We start from the raw sequence: 18,285 nt of genomic DNA on the forward strand, positions 1-18,285 counted from the left end.
TCAGGATCATGCTCGGAATCATGCGAAATATTCTCGTGTCAATTAGATTTTGATTTAAGTGAATAACTAATATCTAAAGGAAACAGTTATGACAAAACAATTAACTTTAATCGGCCACAGCGATGATATTTTTAGTGTATCAATTGACGGAAAACCTGTCGAAGAAATCGACTGTTTCGATAAACTAGTGCGATATAAAGTTAGTTCAGGCAAAAATCAGCTTTACGTTATCGGTGAGTACGTTGCTCCCTGTGTTTGGATGATTGGCGTTGCCCCTGTAAATGAGGGTATACCAATTCCACCTTGGAATATTCAGTTGACAAATGGGCACAATTACAGCCCAGCTTTAACAATTGAATGCCCAGATGACGTAAAAATCGAAGAATGTTAAACAATATCCTCCCTCATTAAGGGAGGTAACGTCCAATGAATTAACGCTAAATTTGGCGAAATATTAAAGGTGAATCTAATAATGACAACACACAAACTAAAAATTAAATCAGAGCATTTCATGGACGTTATAAAAGGCATAAAAAAGGCTGAAATTCGCTACAACGACCGCGATTACAAGGTAGGAGATATCCTAAAGTTGCATGAAATTGATGAGCACGGTAATCGCACAGGCAATCAATGTGGCGTTATTGTCTCTCATATTTTAGACGATACTGAGTATTTGCGCGACGGGTATGTAATGTTGAGTATAGGTAATTTGTTAACAGAAACTAGACTGTCAGTACACAAGAGTAATTCTGAGACGTCAGCACAACGAACACTATCACGGCTTGGATATACAGATAATGGTGGAGAAGAATGGACACCTCCTCTTGGTAAACCTCCTAGATTTGATTTAATTGATGAACTGAGTAAAGAGATAGCAAAATTAAAATCACAAAAACACATCAACGAAATCAAAGCTCAGGGTATTGAAGAAGCCGTAAAAAACGCTGATGGACAAACGTACATCGGTGTTACTGGAGGTGAATTACCACCACAAAAACAATACAGGGCTGAAATTCTGGTATTTGCTGATAATTTAAGAGGTAAAAATGACTAATAAATATTATATATACGTTGAATGCAAGCAGTGTAAAGGAACCGGGAGAGTTACTGATCACATGATGGGAGTATGTGGTTTTGGACTTGGATATCTAGCGCAAAAACTCGATAGCGGATTTAAAGCTGAATGCCCAGAATGTGATGAGAGTTTACAGTGAATAAATACAGCAAATTACTGAGTGTTATTTATTGATGAGAGAAAACCAGAGGTAATTATGGAAATGATTACATTGAAAGATGCGGCAAGAATAACAAAATTATCTTACACGTATCTTTATGAAAAAAGAAAAGAATACGGATTTTCTTTTCAATCTAAATCAAAAAATAGAGTTGGAAAGTGGTTAGCTGATAAAAAAGAGTTTGAAGAAAAGTTTAAAGCGAATCATAATGCAAATCGGCTAACCTCTGAAATTAAGGAGGTAAAAAAATGTCAATCAAAAAACGTGGCGACGTCTGGCATATTGACATCGTCGCGCCAGATGGCTCAAGAATTAGACGCTCTACTGGTACGGCAGACAAAAAGCAGGCATTAGAATATCACGATCGACTAAAAGTGGAATTGTGGGAAACGTCAAGAATCAACAAAAAGCCAACTAGGCTTTTTGAAGAAGCGGTTATTTTATTTTTAAAAGAAGGTAAAGAGCAAAAAAGCTTTAGTGTAAAGCAGGCACGGGCTGAATACTTTTTGTCAAAATTTGCTGGACGTGAACTCTCATCAATTACGGGGGAAGATATATTAAAATCATTACCTGAAACTGTTGAAAGAACAGGCAAAGCCGTTTCGAATGCAACACTAAACAGATATCGAGCTGACATTATGCGCATGTTTTCATTAGCGTATAAATTAGATTGGATCGATGCTGTACCGTTTGTACCAAGAGCTAAAGAGCCAAAGGTTCGTGTTAAGTGGATAACAAGAGAAAAAGCAAGTTTACTTATCCAGAATTTACGGCTTCAATGGATGAAAGATGTTTGTTTTTTTGCACTATCAACTGGTGCACGCATGAGTGAGATATTTACACTAACATGGCACAATGTTGATCTTGTTAATCGTGTAGCAACGGTCACAAATGACAATGCAAAATCAGGAAAAGCCAGAGCTTTACTATTAAACCATGACGCTGTTGAATTAATACGTAAGTTAAGATTTAGAAATAAATGTGAATACGTGTTTACTCGTTCAACTAATAAGCGAGTTTACGACATTGATCGACGGGACTTTAGCGATGCGTGCCAACTTTCAGGGATTGAAGATTTTCACTTTCATGATCTAAGGCACACGTGGGCAAGTTGGCATGTTCAAGCGGGCACACCACTCTATACGCTAAAAAATCTTGGCGGATGGGAGACGTTAGAGATGGTGAATAAATACGCTCACTTGAACGCAGATCATATGCTTGAGTTTGCAAACAATGTCACATTCACGGCACAAAGCACAATTGACACATTGAATAAAACTGCAAGGAATTCTTAAAAACTATTTAAAATCATGGTTTTAAATGGTGGGGTTGTGAGGGGATCGAGTTACATCGATAACATATTGATATGTAGTGATATTATAAAAATAAATCATTAGAGATATAACATAATGTATAACATTAAATATTGATGACCCACTCAACTTATCACCAACATGTAATACCTCATCCATTAGTAATAAAGCAAAAAGTTAAAAGAAAAACTTCTTTTTTTCAATTTTATAACACTAACAACACTAACAAAATTTATCATTAATAATCAATATATTATATATGTGTTATTATAGTGTTGTATGTTGTTAATGACATGGTAATATAAAGTCAAAAATAGTATAAATAAGGAAATAATGATGATGAAAAAACAAAGAGAGCGCCTAAAAGAAGCTATTATTAAAAGTGAAAAGCATTGTAAAGTAATACAAAAGATTCTAAATAATGCCATTCCAACTATACTAATTAATTGTGCATGGGTACTCATGGCAAAAAAATCACAGCATATAGGTATAATTAGTATTATTTCCTTTGTATTCTACTTTATTTTATGGGTGATCATTACATGGTATATTTGGGCTGTACCTAGTTTTTTTTTATTAAAGCGCTATAAAGTACCCTTTGTTTACTATGCCCTTGTTGTAATGATGGTTGTGTTTATGTTTGTTTTTACTCTGCAACCACTTTTATAATTCTATACCTTTAAATTCGTCTAATGCTTGTTTTTGTTCATCTGATAGGTTGATATCTATCTCGCCATATTCAAGCAAGTAAGTACCAAATGACATTAGGAAAGCGACCGCTGGGTCAATCTTGTTGGCTGCTTTCTTTTTGTTGGGTTTGATATTAGCATTCGCATCGGTTTCCATCACCACATTACTGACCGCCCAAGAAAGGACAGGATCGCCATTGTGATTAATGCGTTTACGGCTGATAAATACCTCTGCCGTTTTTGACGTTGGGCTATAGCGTGCATAGGTTTGCGGAAATGGCTCAACGTCTAAGCCGATATTTTGTAACTGAGTGCGTAGTTGCGTGGCGTTCCACACGTCAAAGCCGATCAGCTTAATATTAAATTGCTCGCTATCTTTTAAGATATCATCCCGTATCTGATCATAATCGATACAATCACCTTTAGTAACCCTTATCCATCCTTGATTAACCCACTTACGGTACATCTCACGGTTTTTATTGGCCACATTATTAAGCTGAAATTCTGGAATATAATGCCTAGTTAATAATCTAACCTCAGTTTCAAACGGAAATGAATAACAGACACTAGTAATATCACTAGTAGATGATAAATCTAATCCAGCATAGCAATCTAAGCCTTTTAAATCATCTTCCGAATAATCAATCTTACACTTTGTCCAACTTCCAATATTCACCCAAGGTGTGGCTCCATTGCACCAAATATTAAAGCGTTTAGTGAGCATTTCAACCCATTGCGAGGGTATGCCTCTGGCTTTCTTAATTGTGTCCTCTAAGACAACCCTATCGACGGAGATATCAAGGTTAGGATTGGCTTTTATCCATAAATTAGGGTTGTCGATTTCGCTCTCATCGTCCAGTTCGTAAATAAGCACAAATTGCGATTCGTTAACCTCGTCACCTGCTAAAATCTGGCAACAATAATCATAATGCTGTTTACAGGCTGATATTGTGTTACTGCCTGCGGTAGTGATAGCAAATAAAATACCCTCAGGTCTTGCACCCATCCCTAACTCAAGGGCTGAATATACGCCATTATCAGGGTGTAGATGATATTCATCCACAATGGATAAGCTAGGGTTAGTCCCCTCAATAGTAGCAGCCTTTGACGCCAAAGGACGTAATAGACTATTTTGCTTAGGATTGATGATTTTATGCTGTTGAATGGTGACCCTTTTCTTTATTGGCTTGCTTAATATGGCCATCTGTCTTGCATCATCAAACACGATTCGGGCTTGGTCACGGCTAACGGCTGCGGTATAGATATCTTGTTGTCCTTTTTCCATCACTAAGAACCAGTTAGCCAATATTGCCGCTGTTGTTGATTTGGCGTTTTTTCTCGGTACTTGTACATAGGCACTGCGATACTTGCGTAGCCCTGTGTTGATGTGCTTAAAACCCAGCAGATTAGCAAATAAAAATTGTTGCCACGGCTCTAAGTTAATAGGCTGACTTCTAAGGTGTCCTTTGACGTGAGGACAAACCTTTGAGAATGAGATAAATTTAGTGACTATCTCACTATCAAAGTAATAATTTGGATTATCTAAATCAATAAAATAGCGATTTACTGCTTGTTTTAAGCGTTTACAAGCAGAAATATCCCCATTTTTAACAGATAATGCGTAATTATGCCAAGCGGTCAAGCTCGTCTTCCTCTTCAACTTCTACGGGATTTTTGCGACGACTAACAGGGTCGAAGCCCAGTAATGAAGCCATTTTAATCATAATTTTTTCAGCTTCTGACTTTGCACTTAATGCAGGGTTACGGCTTTCTGTACCTTGTGAGTTAACGATTGAAAACCCACGCTTTGCAATGTCTTCCATTGCTTTGCGATACATTGAATAATTAACGCAATATAGCTCTAAGTTAGTCCAGTCGGCTGGCTGAATATCATCACGCTGTGCTAAGTGGTCGGCTCTGAGTTTCCATTGCTCTTTAGCTAATTTATCTAAATATTTGGGTGCTTTCATCTTATTATTTTTCCTCTACTTTCTAAAAAATCACCGTGCGTAAAAATTTGAGGAGGGGGGCGGTCTTTTAACTCTTTGATTTTCTTTGAACAACTCCCCCCTACCCACTCATCATATCTGAGGACTGCTATCAGTTGTCTTTATTATGAAGATGACCCAAATCCTCGTTTATCGATTACTCTTGTCTTATAGCTATGACAATCACGGCATAATGGTTGATGATTACTTGCTTGCCAAAAGAGAGGATCACTTTGTCCATCCTCAACAGGTTTGATATGGTCTATCACAGTAGCAGGAGTAAGTAATCCTTTATCATTACACATCTTGCATAATGGGTTATGCTTGAGATACTCAGCTCGATATATTTGCCATCTGTGGTTATAGCCTCGTTGTGCTGCTGTTCCTCGTGCTTTATCTTGCTGTTTATCTCTTCTATGCTCATTACATCGCCCTGATTTAACACGGTTACGACAATTAGGATATGAACATCTTTTTAATGGTTGTATTGGCATCATTCACCTAATAGATAGCTGGGTCACGGTAGATACTCCACAATGAAGAAATAGCTAACGGCACTTCGCTTACGGTGTTAGTACTAACCATTTCTCGGTTCTCATATAGATGAGCTATATACATAAGACAACCTGCTTTGATTGCAGGCGTGAATTCCTGTATATCAAATGATTTTCCTATATGCTTTTGACAAACTTCAAGAGCAGCATCTATATAGATTTGAAGTAAGCTATCTTCTAAGGTGTCACTGTCATCAATACGGCAATGTAACTTAACTTCTTGTAAGGTAATATTAGCCATCGTTTAAACCAGCCTCACATAACAATTCTAAATAAGTTCTTTTTGCGTCAGGTAATACAGCTTTAATATTTAAATATTGTGAGCAAGCTATCAGGTACTTAATCCGCCAAGTGGTATCAATATCCTTACGGTAGCGAATATAAACCCTTATAGTGGTACCGCTCATCTCTTGCTGTGATAACATAAGCTCTTTACCCGTTACTGCTTTAACCTCAGCCCATACGTTTGCAATATCTACCCAGTTTTGAATTACCTGACCAAAATCATCACGACTAGATTGATATTTTTGTAAAGTTATTCTGCTTCTTAATCGTCCTGCTTTCATGTAGCTGGCTCCGTCTTAACTTCAACAGTTTGCTTCCATGCCTGACTAAATTCTTCGCCTCCCTCATAAGGAGGTAATCCCTCTTTTAGTCGTGCTTCATTAGGATTCATTACTCCTGATTTAATCGCAATGTTATAACTGTTAAAGCGATCTATCGGGCTAGTACGCATCAGATCGGATGTATCAAATTCAATTAAGTAACGGCTTTTATCTTGACTAACATCAATCATCAAGGCATCTTTTAATTGTTGTTCAAAGTTAGTTAGCCATGGTCTTAGCGTTAATGTTAAAAATGAGCGTGTAGCTTCTGAAAAGTTACTGTATGAGCTATGGGAATATTCTTGTATAAACATCGGGCTAATGTTAAAAATACGTGCAATATCTTCAATAGTAAACCGCCTGCTTTGCAACCACTCGGCATCTTGATTACTCATACCTAATTGCTCGTATTTCATACCTCCTTCAAGGATAGGCGTTTTCCCTGCATTTTTTGCCCCTTTATAACGCTCTAATGCGTTTAGGGCTTTTTTGCCTTTTGCGTCGTCCATCCATTCAGCCATTGAAACATAACCACTAGCCATTAAGCCATTTTTCATGACAGATGAGCCATGGCGTTGCTGTGCTAGCCCCAATCCTATTGCTTCACGGCAAATAGTAACAGGTGAACGCCCAATAAAGCCGTCATCACTCGCATAACGTAAATGTAATACCTCATCTTGTAAGTAATTTGTGACATTACCATCCTCATCGACAATGGAGTAAGCATAACGCCCATTACCCAATCGTTTTGGGGTAACGGCATAAGGTGGGAAGCTTTCAAGCCCACTAGGTCGCCCGTCATTACCCCAGTGAATGACCGCATAAGCATTACCACCTAATAAACAGTGGCGCATCATCGTGCGCTTAAACTGGTAAGGTGTCTGTTTGGTGTTTGGCATCTCATTTAGCAAATATTCAACAGGGTGGCTTGATATGCGTTCACGTTCGCCTTTTTTGTTAAGCTTGTAGAGATAACACGGCATTGAGGCAACGGCTTCACTGATTACCGTGACCGCATTCATCACGGCTGGTAATGCCTCGGCTGAGCTAGGCGATACATATTCGCCCGAATTTGTATTAGGCAAGCCAAGGTAAGCGATTAACTCGTCAACCGTCATGCTTCGTTGCTCTTTCTTTTTACGGCTAAATAATCCCATGTTTATAACTCCATAAGGTCAAGCCATGCTTTACTTAAATCAGGCTGTAATTTTGTTTTAGCTTCAAGCATCGAGCGTTTAGCAATTTGAATATCACTTTCTTGGTAGGCGGGTATACTGGTGACCGTCACCTCAAATAATTCGGCTGCGCTGACAGTTCTTAAACAAGGCTCTTGATTAAAATCCCATGATTCTTGAGTAGCCATAAACCCAAACGACATACCTCGAATATCACCACGTCCAACACTGACAAGCAAATCACGCCCTAATTGAGTATCAGGTGGTGTAAGCTCAAACCTTAATCCGATATCATCCTCATTAAGAATTAATGTATTTGAAGTAGTACGACCTAATAAAGACTTCGGATCATGCTCAAATAAAGCACGAATATCAGGATTATTATTTAATGATTGGCTAAAAGCCCTAGGAGCGAATTGCTCATAAAAATCACCCCATATTAATTGCGATCGGTTGTTCCACTTAACCACATAACCCACTAGTTTAGTATCGTCTCGTGTTATTTCGGTGCTTCTAATTTCATATTGTTTCTTATCCATATCAACCTCAAAGGGGCATATAGCCCCTGTTATTATTTACCTGCTGATAGTTCTAAGATTTTGATAGCGTTAGAATCAACCAAACCACCACCTAAATATTTATCGGTATGGACTTTATAGAATCCTGGCTCTGTGATATTGTCGGGTCTGGTTCTTACCCCTGTTTCATGATCAACAATGTAGTAACCCCGTTTAAAGTCACCCACCGCAACAACGGCACCCGTATCATTCATATTTTCTAAATAATGAACAGGTTTACCTAACAGCATATCAGGATCGCCTGCTTTCAAACCATCACGCCAAATATAATCACCATTACCATTTTTAAGTTTTTGTAATGTTGCTGCAGTATTTGAGTTCATTACCCATACAGCATTTTTACGGTATTTCTTCTTAAGTTTGAAAAGTAAATCAATTAAACTATCTGCCGTGATTGCGGTCGTTGTCATCTTTTCTAGTGTGCCAAATGGACGCACTTTATCGGCTTGTGCTGCTTACGGATAAGCAAGGAATCCTTTAGCTTTTTTAGTGCCATTACCATTAATTAAGTCTAATTCTTCGGTTTCGACAAAAGTATCTTTGATTTCATCGGTTAACCAACTTAAGACATCCAAATCACTAAAGTCTAAGATTTCTTGCGTTGTTTTAGGATAAGCATAAATCGGGTATAACTTGATTGATACTTCTTCAAGTTTTGGGGTAGCGGTTTCCGTTCTAGCTATTCCCTCTTCGCCATGATTAACCGCTGCGCCACCTACAGATACCAGTTTTTTATATTCGTTTGAACCGATTTTTTTAACCGTACAAATTGCACGCATTTCCGATTCATCCGATAACTGGCGCATGATTTCTTTATCTAACTCAGGAATAACCGTATAACCGCCGTCAGCAGGTACGCCAGTCGATAATGAACGGCTTTCCCCCGTGCGGATATAGTTACGTAACTCTTCATTAGTAAGTTTTTTATCGACGGGCTTACCTTTATCCGCAAGGCTACGCTCTTCATTGGCTAAGTTTTCATAGTTAGCAATATCTGTATTGAGTTGCTCAACATCAGCCTTAATGGTATCAAATTGTGTTTTTTCCTCGGGGGTCATACTGCGGTTTTCTTGCTCTGCTTTGTCAAGCATTGAGCGCATTTCGGTTACTTTGGTTGCTTTTAATTGACGTAATTCAATCAGTTTTTTCATATCTATATTTACCTGTATTAATAAATTATTTACAGCGAGATATGAAAGGCTTTGAAAGGTGATAGTGGTTAAACTATAGAAGGTGCTGCGCTTTGGTTTTAGACTGCCATATCTGCGCTAATTCGTGGTTATTCTATTAACCCAAATAGCAGTCTAACAAAATAAAATAATATTGTTAATTCAATGAATTAGATAAAATCCACCTGAAAGCATGAAAACAAAATTATTTTATTTGTATTAGCCAATAATCAATTCTATTTGGTATATCACTAACAATTCTCTTCATTTCGCCACTAGGTTTGGCGTTACTTTTTAGGCTATCTAATAAATAAAAATAAACATCATCTAAAGCGGGGAAAATAAAATATTCCTCTAATTCAGTTAATTCATTATTAGTTCGTTTCTTATCCAAAATTTTGCGCTGGTTTTGCACATACATTTTTAGATTGCTAAATTCGTTTGTTATTTGATTTATTTTAATAGGATCATGCAACATTTCATCTAATGCAATCGCCATAATTTTAGTATCAATTAGTCTTTTCATTTTGTTACCTTTTATTATAGTTAATATTATTTTCTTCTAACGCAGCATCAGGGAACCAGTCATTACACTTATCATAATCAAGGTGTAAGTTAGTCCTGCGTCCCTCGCTATGCCTTGCTCTTATAATGACTTCTACATCATATTCTTTCATGGCTGATGGTAAAGCATTAACAAAGTTTCGAAGCGATAATGGATTTTTCAAGTTATTATTTTCGATAAAAGTAATATAGGCATGATACAAAAACCGCTTAAACTGTATGGGTGTCGAGTATTTACCTATCATCATTCCATCGGGTTTATCTGTAGCAAAAAGATAACTACAAAAATCAATCAGTGGGTTAGTTAATCGTTTCACTTCGATAGCCTCCGATGATTTTTGCTGTTTAATTAGTAATGATTTAGCCTTGCTATCATCCTTAAAATAGTTAAAGAGATGCCGAATAATAACGGATAACTCTGCGCTAATTTTATCTTTAAGGTTAGGATCTCTTTCGTTAGCAGGGACAGGCTCGCCAAAGTGAAAAATAACCCTGCGCCGTGAGATACCGCCATCATCATTACTAAATGTCATTGGGTTATTGTTAATCGCTAATATAACCCCCTGTATCTTAGTTGAATAAGGCTTCTTATATTTTTCATCTATCGCCACCTCATCCCCCCCAGTAATCGCCTTGATACCGTTACCCTCACCGATATATTTGGCTTGGTCAGGTAAGATGATTAATGATTGCCCAACAATAAGCGACCTTTCTCTTGGTTTTTCTAAGGCTTCCATATTTGCCGATACCGTATTATTCTTGCCTGCTAGCATGGTAGCAATCTCAGCAAAAACACTTTTACCGCTACCGCCTGCGCCTGTAACCTCTAAGAATAATTGCCAGTCATAACGATTGGCTAAAATCATGTATAGCGCAGCTTTTATCGCATCCATTTTGATTTTATCTTTTTTAGCTGAGCGTGATAACCACTGATAAAAATGTGGTGCATGACGTTCTAAGTTTTCATTAGATACACTATCAATATAATCAACATTATTAATTGATTGTAACCAATGGCTTTTAGAATGAGGCTTAAACGCACGAGCTTGTAAATCAAAAACGCCATTTTTAAACCCGATTAAATTTCTAGCTTGTTCACCTTTTAACGGTATCTGTAGCTTCATGGTATCAATGGTTGATTTAACCCCTTTTTCTGAATAATGCGCTTTTGCTTGCCTGAATAGCTGAACTAATTCACGCTTTAGATCCATTTCAGCAATCATCTGCCAAACATTATCCTTATACTGATAAACTTCATTAGTAAGCATATCTAAAGCAAGATTATTATCATAGTGCTCTATAAGTACATCTGCTTTCTGGCTAGCTTGCATTTGCGATAAGTCGGGAACGGGATTATGGGCATTTTTCGTAATGCCAACGTCTTGACTTTTACCTTGTAAGTTACATTCAGCTTTTTTGATATTGTTGTCAAATACCGCTGTAGTTTTATTCATGCCATGTTGTTGCCTATAATCATCCCAATCACATTTATAATCTGTATCAGGAACGGAGTAATAACCATTTACCGCTTGAGCTGCTTCTATTGCTTTAGCTAAGCCCGTATTAGGGCTTTGACCAATATCGTTATCACCTGCGATAATGATTTTAGCGGTAGGATTTAACTCACGAATGTCTTTAGCTACATGAATAAGATTGCCTGCGTCAATAGCGGATATAACAATAGACTGTTGGCGGAATTCCGCTATCGATATCCCTGTGGCTAAACCCTCACAGATAATCATTTCATTATGTGCGAGCAAATTTGCGCACACCTCGGTAGGTCTGCTAAAAATTGAGCTAACTAAAATAAAAGCCCCTTTTTTGCTCGAGCTTTTCATTAAGCGCTTACTGCCGTCAGGTTCGATAAATTGACCGCCTGCGTATTCATTATGAAGATTCAGCATAGGCACAAAAATGCGCCCGTTATCTAACAAGGGTAAATCAAAGGTTAACCCTTTCTTAGTCAGGTATTGAGATTGCCCTAATGTTGCTTTAGATAGCAAATACTCAACCTTTTTACATACGGGATTATCTTGTATGTTATCGTTATGTAATTGTTCGGAATCTAATTTTCTAAATGCGAGATTTTCCCGTATTTGGTTATTCGGATTAGACAGATTTAAACACTCCGCTACTTTTCTCGATGCTTCTTTAGCGTCGCATTGATAATAGTTTTTGATAAGCTCTAAGCCGTCACCACTACCGCACCGGTTACAGATGTACGTACCTCTACCATTTTGATTATCAAATCTAAATCTATCTTTACCCCCACAGACAGGGCAAGGGCAATGTTTGCCATTACCCACCTCAATACCCAATGATTGAAAGACATAATCCCATTTACCTACGGCTTGGGCTGTAATTTCATTGATTTTCATCTTGTAACCCCCTGCGCTCGGTTTCGCTTCTAAATAGCTTTTTAGAATCGTTAATCAAGTCTGATACAGCATCAAAGGCGTAGGCGCGTAATTCTTCGTTAATTGGCGTGTTTGAATCACAATCAGCTATTAAAAGCGTGGAGATAGCATTGGTTTGTCCTAGTCTTGTATTGATAGTATTAATTGCGTCCAGTGAGATATTAGCCATTGTTCTTATCCTCCGTTAACCCGTACTCTTGTAACTCATCAAAAGCTTGCTCTACTAAATCAACGATAACCCACAGTAAATTACTCATATCGGTTTGTTCGATAAAAGGCTCGTCATATCCTGCGCACTTATAGTTAGTATTATCTAAGGCAATTTTAGCCATGCTCCGAACTTGAATAAGTTTTGTTTCGATGTTATTTAATATCTGAAAGTTATTATTGCCCATAGTGATAACCTCCAAAGCTTCTGGCTCTTTCAATAACTGGATATAAGCGAATTCTGGCAATAAAGATAAGGGATGATTTGCCTAGGCTCTTGCGTGCTTGGCGTTCGGTTGTTGCCGTTGTTTGGACTACTTGAGCCGTTGATAGGTCATAGAATTTATATAGTTTGGGTTGTCTTGCGCATAGGTGTACGCTATCATAGCGGTTAGCCATAATCATTACCTCGTTTAATGTTATTGTGGTTAGATAGCTCATTGAGGTGAGAACTCTTTGGGCTATTGTTATTTTCACACCTATATAATTAAAAGGTGTCACGACAATATAAATTATAGTGTCACGACAAGTCAAGCCTTTTTTATTGCTTTTTTTTGTTATATACTGTCGGTACAAACAACTAAACAATTTATAAAATATGGCTACAGGTAAACATAACAATAAATCAAAACGTGTTGATATTCGTTTTCCACATGAAGTAATCGCAGAAATGGAACTCGTCAAAAATGAAGATGAAAATACATCACAATTTGTCATCAATTCAGTTAAGAATGAAATAAAACGCCGTAAACGTAAACGCTCCGAATAATTAAAATCCTTTCGAACGCTTCCGAAATCTACCCAATTTTTTAGCTCTGCGTTATTATAAGAACGTGCTTTAAATGCGTGACGCTTTGGCACAATCTCAATGCATCTAATTATATCTACTGTCATTGAAAATTCCTTATTAATTGATTTTAATGTTTGAATAAAGGCAACTGTAACAGGTTGCTTTTTTTATTACCGAACATGAGTAATCCCACCGTTGGGACTAATTAAATTAGCAAAAGCATTAAACCGTCTACTCACTTCTCTAATTGCTTCTGTCGGTGAATCGATTTCTTTAAATACGGATGTTTCAATCTGTTGTAAACAAATCAACATACCTAATTGAACTTCATCAGCATTTTGTCGCTCACCAGTAGATAAACCAATCATTTTATTTTCAGCTCTAGCAAGGTTTATATAGTGATGTTTTTCTACTCCTTGCATGGTTGATAATGAATCTCGGCTTTCATGGTAATAGGCTAATGATTCACGTTTTACGGCTTCACGCTTACGACTAGCAGCAAAGGCTTTGGTTACATCTAATTTAAATCTAACAATATCTTTATGATTCTTACCTCTGATTAACCGAGATATAAAATCAAATTGAATTTCATTAAGTAATACATATTTACTTTTACTTGCACCCGTTCGGTGTTTGCACGTTTCGATTTGAAATGGAAGCGTGCCTAATTCCCGAAGCTCACTTTTATTTTTATTAACTAAAGACATCAAACTCAAATGTTTAATTCCCATTTTTTCAGCTACCAAACGGCTATCAATACGAACCTCTTTAGATTGAACTAATTCAATATCACCTTGCTTAATAATCATCTTAGTAGCTCCCATTAGCAAACCCTCGGCGTTTAGTCGGTTGATTTATCTTTGCTACTGCTGGAGGGTTGTCTATCCAGTGAAGTAATTCCACTAATGACCAACCGCAAGAATTAGCTCCTAACGATTTTCTTAATGGATATTTACCCTCTTTCTCAAGTTGCCAAGCAGTAGAACGGGCGATACTTGTAATTTTGTATCTTTCATTTTCACGAACAAGGCGATCATATTGGATACCGTATTTATCCCTAATGGCTTTGTGTTGTTCTGGAGTGATTGAATATGACATTGAAAGCCCCTTACTGTACCCGGTTGCTTTCTAAATAGGTTTTAACTTCGGCCATATCGTAAACTACTCGACGCTTGCCAACTTTAATACCTTTGGGGAAATTTGGATCGTAGCGTAATGTATTCTTAGCACAACCTAAGATTAACGCCAGTTCATCAAGGGAATAATATTTAGGAGTATTTAACTGCATTTCTTACCTCATTAAGTTCATTTGTGTTTAACTTAATGAGGAGTTTAGAGAGTATTTTATTATTTTTTGTGAATTTACATTTTAGGTTGTGAGTTCACAAAATCATTTTAAATCTAATTCGATTTCATTTACCCAATCTCGAACAATGTCCCCTGAAGGTAAATTATTTACTAATCCATATTTAATGAAATCTTCCCTAATTGTACCTATTTCACCTTTTACATTATTACAAGAATCTTTATTAATTTCTTGTCGAGGATTTTCAGCTACATCTTCTCCATAGTGGATATAAAGTAATGCTTTAATGAATGCCAATTGTTTTGATGTAGGTTTTTTCTCATTCGAACCAAATTTATCTAACATATTTTTTAGAGATAAATTTTCTAATTCATTTTCGTTCAATTTTTTGTTTAATTCTGATATCTTATCGTTAGCTTGCTTTAATTTAATATCCATCTTATTTTTTTCTGCTAACAATACATTATAAGTTTCTAATGTGATTCCTGAATGATAGTTCTTTTCTATATCATCAAATAAAAAACCAGGTTTTTGATTAGGATAATATTTAGTCATCCACTCTTTTAAATCTGTATGTGTTACAGTTATTCTATGTCTAGCTACTTGTTCACCTGCATTTACATTTTTACCATCTCGTCCATAAGGAATCTGACCATTCATAGCTGCATATAATATCTTTTCTGCGTTTACAGCTAGGCAAGGCCACTGTGGGAACATATTTGCTGGCGGAATATAATATTCATTCATAGTGGATAATATGTAACTTTCTTGAGCCATAAGATTACACCATCTAATAGCCGCTTCAATGGGCCTATAATAAGCTTTTTCAAGTGAATTACAGCTATATGAGTCGTAAGTATTCATTTGTCCCCCAAACAATAACCCTAATGAAGAAGTTACGCCAGTTCGTTAGGGTTACGAATGTTCAGGAGCTACCCTAGGCGTAACTAATTTAATTTGCTGAATATATTTAAATATAATTATACCACCACTGGATAAAATTACATGTGTTTTTAATATCACTTTTTAGAGAAATCTGGCTAGCCAAAGGAAAGGCTCTCATTTAGAAATCAGTACAGATTTAGAATCAAACCTAATGACATAATTTAATGTTATATATGTTATTATTATTTTTTAATAACACTTAAAAAAATATATATAAATCAATTATATTATGTTATTAGTGTTGTTAGTGTTATTAAAAATAATATATAAAGTATATTCCTATATAAGAAGCAATAAAAAACCAGTCTAGTTGACTGGCTTAATATATAGCTATGGCAAAACTAATCATTAACGGTTTTCAAAGCATTACTCCCTGATAAAGACACATTCCCTTGGCTTGCTTGCTCTACAAAATCACCCCACCATTGCATCATACCTCTACGTTTATCTAAGTAGGTTGCTCTATTGTAAATTGCTCTTACTGCATTCCTATCGACGTGGGCAAGCGAGACTTCAATCAAATCATAATCAAAGCCATGTTCATTTAATGCTGTAGATGCCAATGACCTAAAGCCATGAGCAACTAACTCACCTTTAAAGCCCATTCGTTTTAATGCTGTATTGACTGTTTCTTTATTCATATGTTTATTGAAAGGTGCTTTTAATGTTGGGAAAACATATTCACCATGACCGCTAATAGGCTTCATAATCTCAATTATCCTTATCGCCTGTTTATTTAGTGGGATAGTATGATCTCTTCTCATTTTCATTTTGTCTGCTGGTATCGTCCATAATTCATTTTTTAGGTCTATTTCGCTCCATAATGCAGATACAGCCTCAATTGGTCTTGTTATTGTAAGTAGTTGCCACTCAATTAAGCATCTTGTTTGCAATTCAATACTAGACAAAGAAATAGCTTTCATTACTCTTGGTAACTCTGAAGGTGGTAAAGAGGGCATATTTTGCTTATGGGCAACTTTAAACACAGCTCCTATTTTACCAGTTGGGTTATATTCAATCAGATCATTGTTAACAGCATAAGTCATTACTCTATTAATTCGTTGTGATATCCTCTTAACTGTATCTAGTTTACCGGCACATTCAAGAGGTTTTAAAGCTTCAATAAAATCTTTTGCTTTTAGCTGTGAGATGGGTATATCGCCAAGGCTAGGATAAATATAATTAACAAATGAATTTTTTATTCGCCTAATTGTTCCACTGGTGATATCTCTTGAGTTCTGTTGTTCAAGCCATCTTTCAGCCACTTTATAAAATGTATTATTTTTCTCTTTTTTGATTGGTTTTGTATAAATTGTTTATGCTGTTGTGGATCTACTCCTTGAGATACTAAAGAACGATATTCATCTCTTTTTTGTCTTGCGTTAAATAATGTGATTTCTGGGTAACTTCCAAAGCTAACTAATGTGCGTTTTTTTGAATCAGGACTAATATAATTAAATCGCCAAATTTTAGAGCCATTAGACTTAATTAATAAATATAAACCACTGCCATCTGATAAAGTAAAATCCTTTTCCCTTGGCTTGGCTGACTTGATTTGAGTATCATTTAGAGGTTTTATAATCTTGACCATGTTATACGAATTTAAGTTATATTTGAGCGTATAACATAATATATAACATAAAAGTTTGAATTTCGCTAAATCTTCTTGAACTTAGTTAAACAGTAAATTAGCTAAAAAGCTTGTTAGATAAAGGTTTTTTGAACGTTATTGAATTTGGATGAATTGAGGAATGGTGGGTTGTGAGGGGATCGAACCCGCGACCAATTGATTAAGAGTCAACTGCTCTACCGACTGAGCTAACAACCCATTGAAATATGTTCAAGTCATTCTATATAAATTTAAATAATAATGCAAATTATCAACCTCATTTTATTTGTTAATTTTTTGACATAAATCTCATAAATATCAAAATTAGTATTATAATATTGATAAAATAAAATAGTTACAAAACCAATATCCTTACTTAAATTAAAAATTGTTGTCGAAAAATAAATTAAACCATCAATTATGATTAAATTTTGGAGACTAAAATGAAAATATCATCTATTGCAATGCTTATATCAATGGGGTTAGTGAACTCTATGGCTTATGCTCATACAGCTAATGAAATTATTGTTCGTGGTGGTCCCGTTTATGTTCATCCTAAAGATAAAAGTGATCATGTTAAAGTAGGTGGCGTAAAAAGTGATCTAAAAGCAAAAGCTGATAATGACACTCAACTTGGATTAAATTTTCAATATATGGTGACGGATAATTTTGGTGTGGAGCTATTGGCTGCTACTCCATTTAGTCATCAAGTTAAACTTGGTGGTGGCAATTCAACTGGGCTTGCAGGCACTCATTTAGGTAAAATTAAACATCTACCACCAACATTAAGCGCGGTTTGGTACCCACTTGATTCTAATTATGAATTCCAACCTTATGTTGGACTTGGTCTTAACTATACTTTCTTTTTTGATGAAAAGCTCAGTGGTGAAGCTAAAAAAGCAGGATTTCATGGCTTAGATCTTGATAGTTCTTGGGGACTTGCTGCACAAGTTGGGGCGGATTACGACTTAAACGAAAACTGGCTTATCAATGCACAACTTCGTTATATTGATATTGAAACCAAAGCAACGACACATTTAGGTAATACTAAAGTTACAGTTAATTATAAACTTGATCCATGGGTTGCAATGATTGGTGTAGGTTATAAATTTTAATTTAATCAGTATTAAAAACCTCTCAA

The 18,285-nt window shown here is 36.2% G+C and carries 22 protein-coding genes, 1 tRNA gene and 2 pseudogenes; 6 read left to right on the top strand and 19 right to left on the bottom strand.

The genetic code is table 11. From position 1 onward, the window contains the following. Window positions 1-88: 88 nt before the first annotated feature. From GQ594_RS10595 to GQ594_RS10610, 4 genes are all read left to right on the top strand, one after another. Window positions 89-391, top strand: coding sequence for a hypothetical protein (locus tag GQ594_RS10595; protein ID WP_160411249.1), 303 nt, complete (start codon window positions 89-91; stop codon window positions 389-391). A gap of 81 nt (window positions 392-472) precedes the next feature. After that, window positions 473-1,054 (top strand): DUF3850 domain-containing protein, encoded by a 582-nt coding sequence (locus GQ594_RS10600; RefSeq protein ID WP_160411248.1) that lies wholly within the window; start codon window positions 473-475, stop codon window positions 1,052-1,054. A 429-nt stretch (window positions 1,055-1,483) separates the two neighbouring features. Then, window positions 1,484-2,530, top strand: a complete 1,047-nt coding sequence (locus GQ594_RS10605; RefSeq protein ID WP_160411247.1) for a tyrosine-type recombinase/integrase — start codon at window positions 1,484-1,486, stop codon at window positions 2,528-2,530. A gap of 354 nt (window positions 2,531-2,884) precedes the next feature. Next, window positions 2,885-3,217 carry a hypothetical protein gene (locus GQ594_RS10610; RefSeq protein WP_160411246.1) on the top strand — a complete coding sequence of 111 codons (333 nt, stop codon included), beginning with the start codon at window positions 2,885-2,887 and terminating at the stop codon, window positions 3,215-3,217. Here GQ594_RS10610 and GQ594_RS10615 read toward each other — a convergent pair. The 13 genes and pseudogenes from GQ594_RS10615 to GQ594_RS10675 all read right to left on the bottom strand — a co-directional run bounded on the left by GQ594_RS10615 (window position 3,212) and on the right by GQ594_RS10675 (window position 12,893). Next, window positions 3,212-4,879, bottom strand: coding sequence for a terminase large subunit (locus tag GQ594_RS10615; protein ID WP_160411245.1), 1,668 nt, complete (start codon window positions 4,877-4,879; stop codon window positions 3,212-3,214). The two genes, GQ594_RS10610 and GQ594_RS10615, sit on opposite strands and share 6 nt — an antisense overlap. Then, window positions 4,863-5,207, bottom strand: a complete 345-nt coding sequence (locus tag GQ594_RS10620; RefSeq protein WP_065639115.1) for a phage terminase small subunit P27 family — start codon at window positions 5,205-5,207, stop codon at window positions 4,863-4,865. Before GQ594_RS10620 ends, GQ594_RS10615 begins: the two co-directional genes overlap by 17 nt. 143 nt (window positions 5,208-5,350) lie before the next feature. After that, window positions 5,351-5,719 (bottom strand): HNH endonuclease signature motif containing protein, encoded by a 369-nt coding sequence (locus GQ594_RS10625; RefSeq protein ID WP_160411272.1) that lies wholly within the window; start codon window positions 5,717-5,719, stop codon window positions 5,351-5,353. 7 nt (window positions 5,720-5,726) lie between these two features. After that, window positions 5,727-6,020, bottom strand: coding sequence for a head-tail connector protein (locus tag GQ594_RS10630; protein WP_025315440.1), 294 nt, complete (start codon window positions 6,018-6,020; stop codon window positions 5,727-5,729). Continuing rightward, the gene (locus GQ594_RS10635; RefSeq protein ID WP_160411244.1) at window positions 6,013-6,345 is read right to left on the bottom strand and encodes a phage head closure protein; all 333 of its coding nucleotides are present in this window, start codon (window positions 6,343-6,345) and stop codon (window positions 6,013-6,015) included. Before GQ594_RS10635 ends, GQ594_RS10630 begins: the two co-directional genes overlap by 8 nt. Next, window positions 6,342-7,541 carry a phage portal protein gene (locus GQ594_RS10640; RefSeq protein ID WP_160411243.1) on the bottom strand — a complete coding sequence of 400 codons (1,200 nt, stop codon included), beginning with the start codon at window positions 7,539-7,541 and terminating at the stop codon, window positions 6,342-6,344. The genes GQ594_RS10635 and GQ594_RS10640 overlap by 4 nt, the downstream gene beginning before the upstream one ends. Before the next feature lie 2 nt (window positions 7,542-7,543). Then, complete coding sequence (locus GQ594_RS10645; RefSeq protein ID WP_160411242.1) at window positions 7,544-8,098, bottom strand: HK97 family phage prohead protease; 555 nt, start codon at window positions 8,096-8,098, stop codon at window positions 7,544-7,546. A 32-nt stretch (window positions 8,099-8,130) separates the two neighbouring features. Then, window positions 8,131-9,288, bottom strand: a pseudogene (locus GQ594_RS12210) (phage major capsid protein). 223 nt (window positions 9,289-9,511) lie between these two features. Further along, the gene (locus GQ594_RS10655; RefSeq protein WP_065560015.1) at window positions 9,512-9,832 is read right to left on the bottom strand and encodes a hypothetical protein; all 321 of its coding nucleotides are present in this window, start codon (window positions 9,830-9,832) and stop codon (window positions 9,512-9,514) included. A 4-nt stretch (window positions 9,833-9,836) separates the two neighbouring features. Then, entirely contained in the window at window positions 9,837-12,248 is a 2,412-nt protein-coding gene (locus tag GQ594_RS10660; protein ID WP_160411241.1) for a phage/plasmid primase, P4 family, read from the bottom strand. Continuing rightward, entirely contained in the window at window positions 12,235-12,456 is a 222-nt protein-coding gene (locus tag GQ594_RS10665) for a hypothetical protein (protein ID WP_160411240.1), read from the bottom strand. Before GQ594_RS10665 ends, GQ594_RS10660 begins: the two co-directional genes overlap by 14 nt. Beyond that, on the bottom strand, window positions 12,449-12,682 hold the full coding sequence (locus GQ594_RS10670) for a hypothetical protein (RefSeq protein WP_160411239.1): 234 nt from the start codon (window positions 12,680-12,682) through the stop codon (window positions 12,449-12,451). The genes GQ594_RS10665 and GQ594_RS10670 overlap by 8 nt, the downstream gene beginning before the upstream one ends. Beyond that, window positions 12,672-12,893, bottom strand: a complete 222-nt coding sequence (locus GQ594_RS10675) for a host cell division inhibitor Icd-like protein (RefSeq protein WP_160416521.1) — start codon at window positions 12,891-12,893, stop codon at window positions 12,672-12,674. The genes GQ594_RS10670 and GQ594_RS10675 overlap by 11 nt, the downstream gene beginning before the upstream one ends. A 199-nt stretch (window positions 12,894-13,092) precedes the next feature. Between GQ594_RS10675 and GQ594_RS12080 the strand changes: the two genes are divergently transcribed. Then, window positions 13,093-13,263, top strand: a complete 171-nt coding sequence (locus GQ594_RS12080) for a YlcI/YnfO family protein (protein WP_202112419.1) — start codon at window positions 13,093-13,095, stop codon at window positions 13,261-13,263. A 191-nt stretch (window positions 13,264-13,454) separates the two neighbouring features. Here GQ594_RS12080 and GQ594_RS10680 read toward each other — a convergent pair whose 3' ends face one another. The 6 genes and pseudogenes from GQ594_RS10680 to GQ594_RS10705 all read right to left on the bottom strand — a co-directional run bounded on the left by GQ594_RS10680 (window position 13,455) and on the right by GQ594_RS10705 (window position 17,363). Continuing rightward, entirely contained in the window at window positions 13,455-14,108 is a 654-nt protein-coding gene (locus tag GQ594_RS10680; protein ID WP_160411237.1) for a Rha family transcriptional regulator, read from the bottom strand. Then, a complete protein-coding gene (locus tag GQ594_RS10685) occupies window positions 14,095-14,382 on the bottom strand; it encodes a helix-turn-helix transcriptional regulator (RefSeq protein ID WP_065560022.1) in 288 nt (95 codons plus the stop codon). The genes GQ594_RS10680 and GQ594_RS10685 overlap by 14 nt, the downstream gene beginning before the upstream one ends. Before the next feature lie 10 nt (window positions 14,383-14,392). After that, on the bottom strand, window positions 14,393-14,572 hold the full coding sequence (locus GQ594_RS10690; RefSeq protein WP_065569266.1) for a helix-turn-helix transcriptional regulator: 180 nt from the start codon (window positions 14,570-14,572) through the stop codon (window positions 14,393-14,395). Window positions 14,573-14,674: 102 nt separating this feature from the next. Next, window positions 14,675-15,454, bottom strand: a complete 780-nt coding sequence (locus tag GQ594_RS10695; RefSeq protein WP_160411236.1) for a hypothetical protein — start codon at window positions 15,452-15,454, stop codon at window positions 14,675-14,677. 422 nt (window positions 15,455-15,876) lie between these two features. After that, a pseudogene (locus GQ594_RS10700) lies at window positions 15,877-17,126 on the bottom strand (integrase domain-containing protein). Between the two features lie 161 nt (window positions 17,127-17,287). After that, window positions 17,288-17,363: transfer RNA gene (locus GQ594_RS10705), tRNA-Lys, on the bottom strand. Between the two features lie 224 nt (window positions 17,364-17,587). Between GQ594_RS10705 and GQ594_RS10710 the strand changes: the two genes are divergently transcribed. Beyond that, window positions 17,588-18,259 (top strand): OmpW/AlkL family protein, encoded by a 672-nt coding sequence (locus tag GQ594_RS10710; protein WP_160411235.1) that lies wholly within the window; start codon window positions 17,588-17,590, stop codon window positions 18,257-18,259. Window positions 18,260-18,285 lie beyond the last annotated feature (26 nt).

Source organism: Gilliamella sp. Pra-s52 (assembly GCF_009795805.1).
GTDB lineage: Bacteria > Pseudomonadota > Gammaproteobacteria > Enterobacterales > Orbaceae > Gilliamella.

Excerpts from the sequence above, each read along its gene's own strand:
- GQ594_RS10595 (WP_160411249.1), top strand. The coding sequence starts at position 89 with ATGACAAAACAATTAACTTTAATCGGCCACAGCGATGATATTTTTAGT.
- GQ594_RS10600 (WP_160411248.1), top strand. The coding sequence starts at position 473 with ATGACAACACACAAACTAAAAATTAAATCAGAGCATTTCATGGACGTT.
- GQ594_RS10605 (WP_160411247.1), top strand. The coding sequence starts at position 1,484 with ATGTCAATCAAAAAACGTGGCGACGTCTGGCATATTGACATCGTCGCG.
- GQ594_RS10610 (WP_160411246.1), top strand. The coding sequence starts at position 2,885 with ATGATGAAAAAACAAAGAGAGCGCCTAAAAGAAGCTATTATTAAAAGT.
- GQ594_RS10620 (WP_065639115.1), bottom strand. The coding sequence starts at position 5,207 with ATGAAAGCACCCAAATATTTAGATAAATTAGCTAAAGAGCAATGGAAA.
- GQ594_RS10625 (WP_160411272.1), bottom strand. The coding sequence starts at position 5,719 with ATGCCAATACAACCATTAAAAAGATGTTCATATCCTAATTGTCGTAAC.
- GQ594_RS10630 (WP_025315440.1), bottom strand. The coding sequence starts at position 6,020 with ATGGCTAATATTACCTTACAAGAAGTTAAGTTACATTGCCGTATTGAT.
- GQ594_RS10635 (WP_160411244.1), bottom strand. The coding sequence starts at position 6,345 with ATGAAAGCAGGACGATTAAGAAGCAGAATAACTTTACAAAAATATCAA.
- GQ594_RS10640 (WP_160411243.1), bottom strand. The coding sequence starts at position 7,541 with ATGGGATTATTTAGCCGTAAAAAGAAAGAGCAACGAAGCATGACGGTT.
- GQ594_RS10645 (WP_160411242.1), bottom strand. The coding sequence starts at position 8,098 with ATGGATAAGAAACAATATGAAATTAGAAGCACCGAAATAACACGAGAC.
- GQ594_RS10655 (WP_065560015.1), bottom strand. The coding sequence starts at position 9,832 with ATGAAAAGACTAATTGATACTAAAATTATGGCGATTGCATTAGATGAA.
- GQ594_RS10660 (WP_160411241.1), bottom strand. The coding sequence starts at position 12,248 with ATGAAAATCAATGAAATTACAGCCCAAGCCGTAGGTAAATGGGATTAT.
- GQ594_RS10665 (WP_160411240.1), bottom strand. The coding sequence starts at position 12,456 with ATGGCTAATATCTCACTGGACGCAATTAATACTATCAATACAAGACTA.
- GQ594_RS10670 (WP_160411239.1), bottom strand. The coding sequence starts at position 12,682 with ATGGGCAATAATAACTTTCAGATATTAAATAACATCGAAACAAAACTT.
- GQ594_RS10675 (WP_160416521.1), bottom strand. The coding sequence starts at position 12,893 with ATGGCTAACCGCTATGATAGCGTACACCTATGCGCAAGACAACCCAAA.
- GQ594_RS12080 (WP_202112419.1), top strand. The coding sequence starts at position 13,093 with ATGGCTACAGGTAAACATAACAATAAATCAAAACGTGTTGATATTCGT.
- GQ594_RS10680 (WP_160411237.1), bottom strand. The coding sequence starts at position 14,108 with ATGGGAGCTACTAAGATGATTATTAAGCAAGGTGATATTGAATTAGTT.
- GQ594_RS10685 (WP_065560022.1), bottom strand. The coding sequence starts at position 14,382 with ATGTCATATTCAATCACTCCAGAACAACACAAAGCCATTAGGGATAAA.
- GQ594_RS10690 (WP_065569266.1), bottom strand. The coding sequence starts at position 14,572 with ATGCAGTTAAATACTCCTAAATATTATTCCCTTGATGAACTGGCGTTA.
- GQ594_RS10695 (WP_160411236.1), bottom strand. The coding sequence starts at position 15,454 with ATGAATACTTACGACTCATATAGCTGTAATTCACTTGAAAAAGCTTAT.
- GQ594_RS10710 (WP_160411235.1), top strand. The coding sequence starts at position 17,588 with ATGAAAATATCATCTATTGCAATGCTTATATCAATGGGGTTAGTGAAC.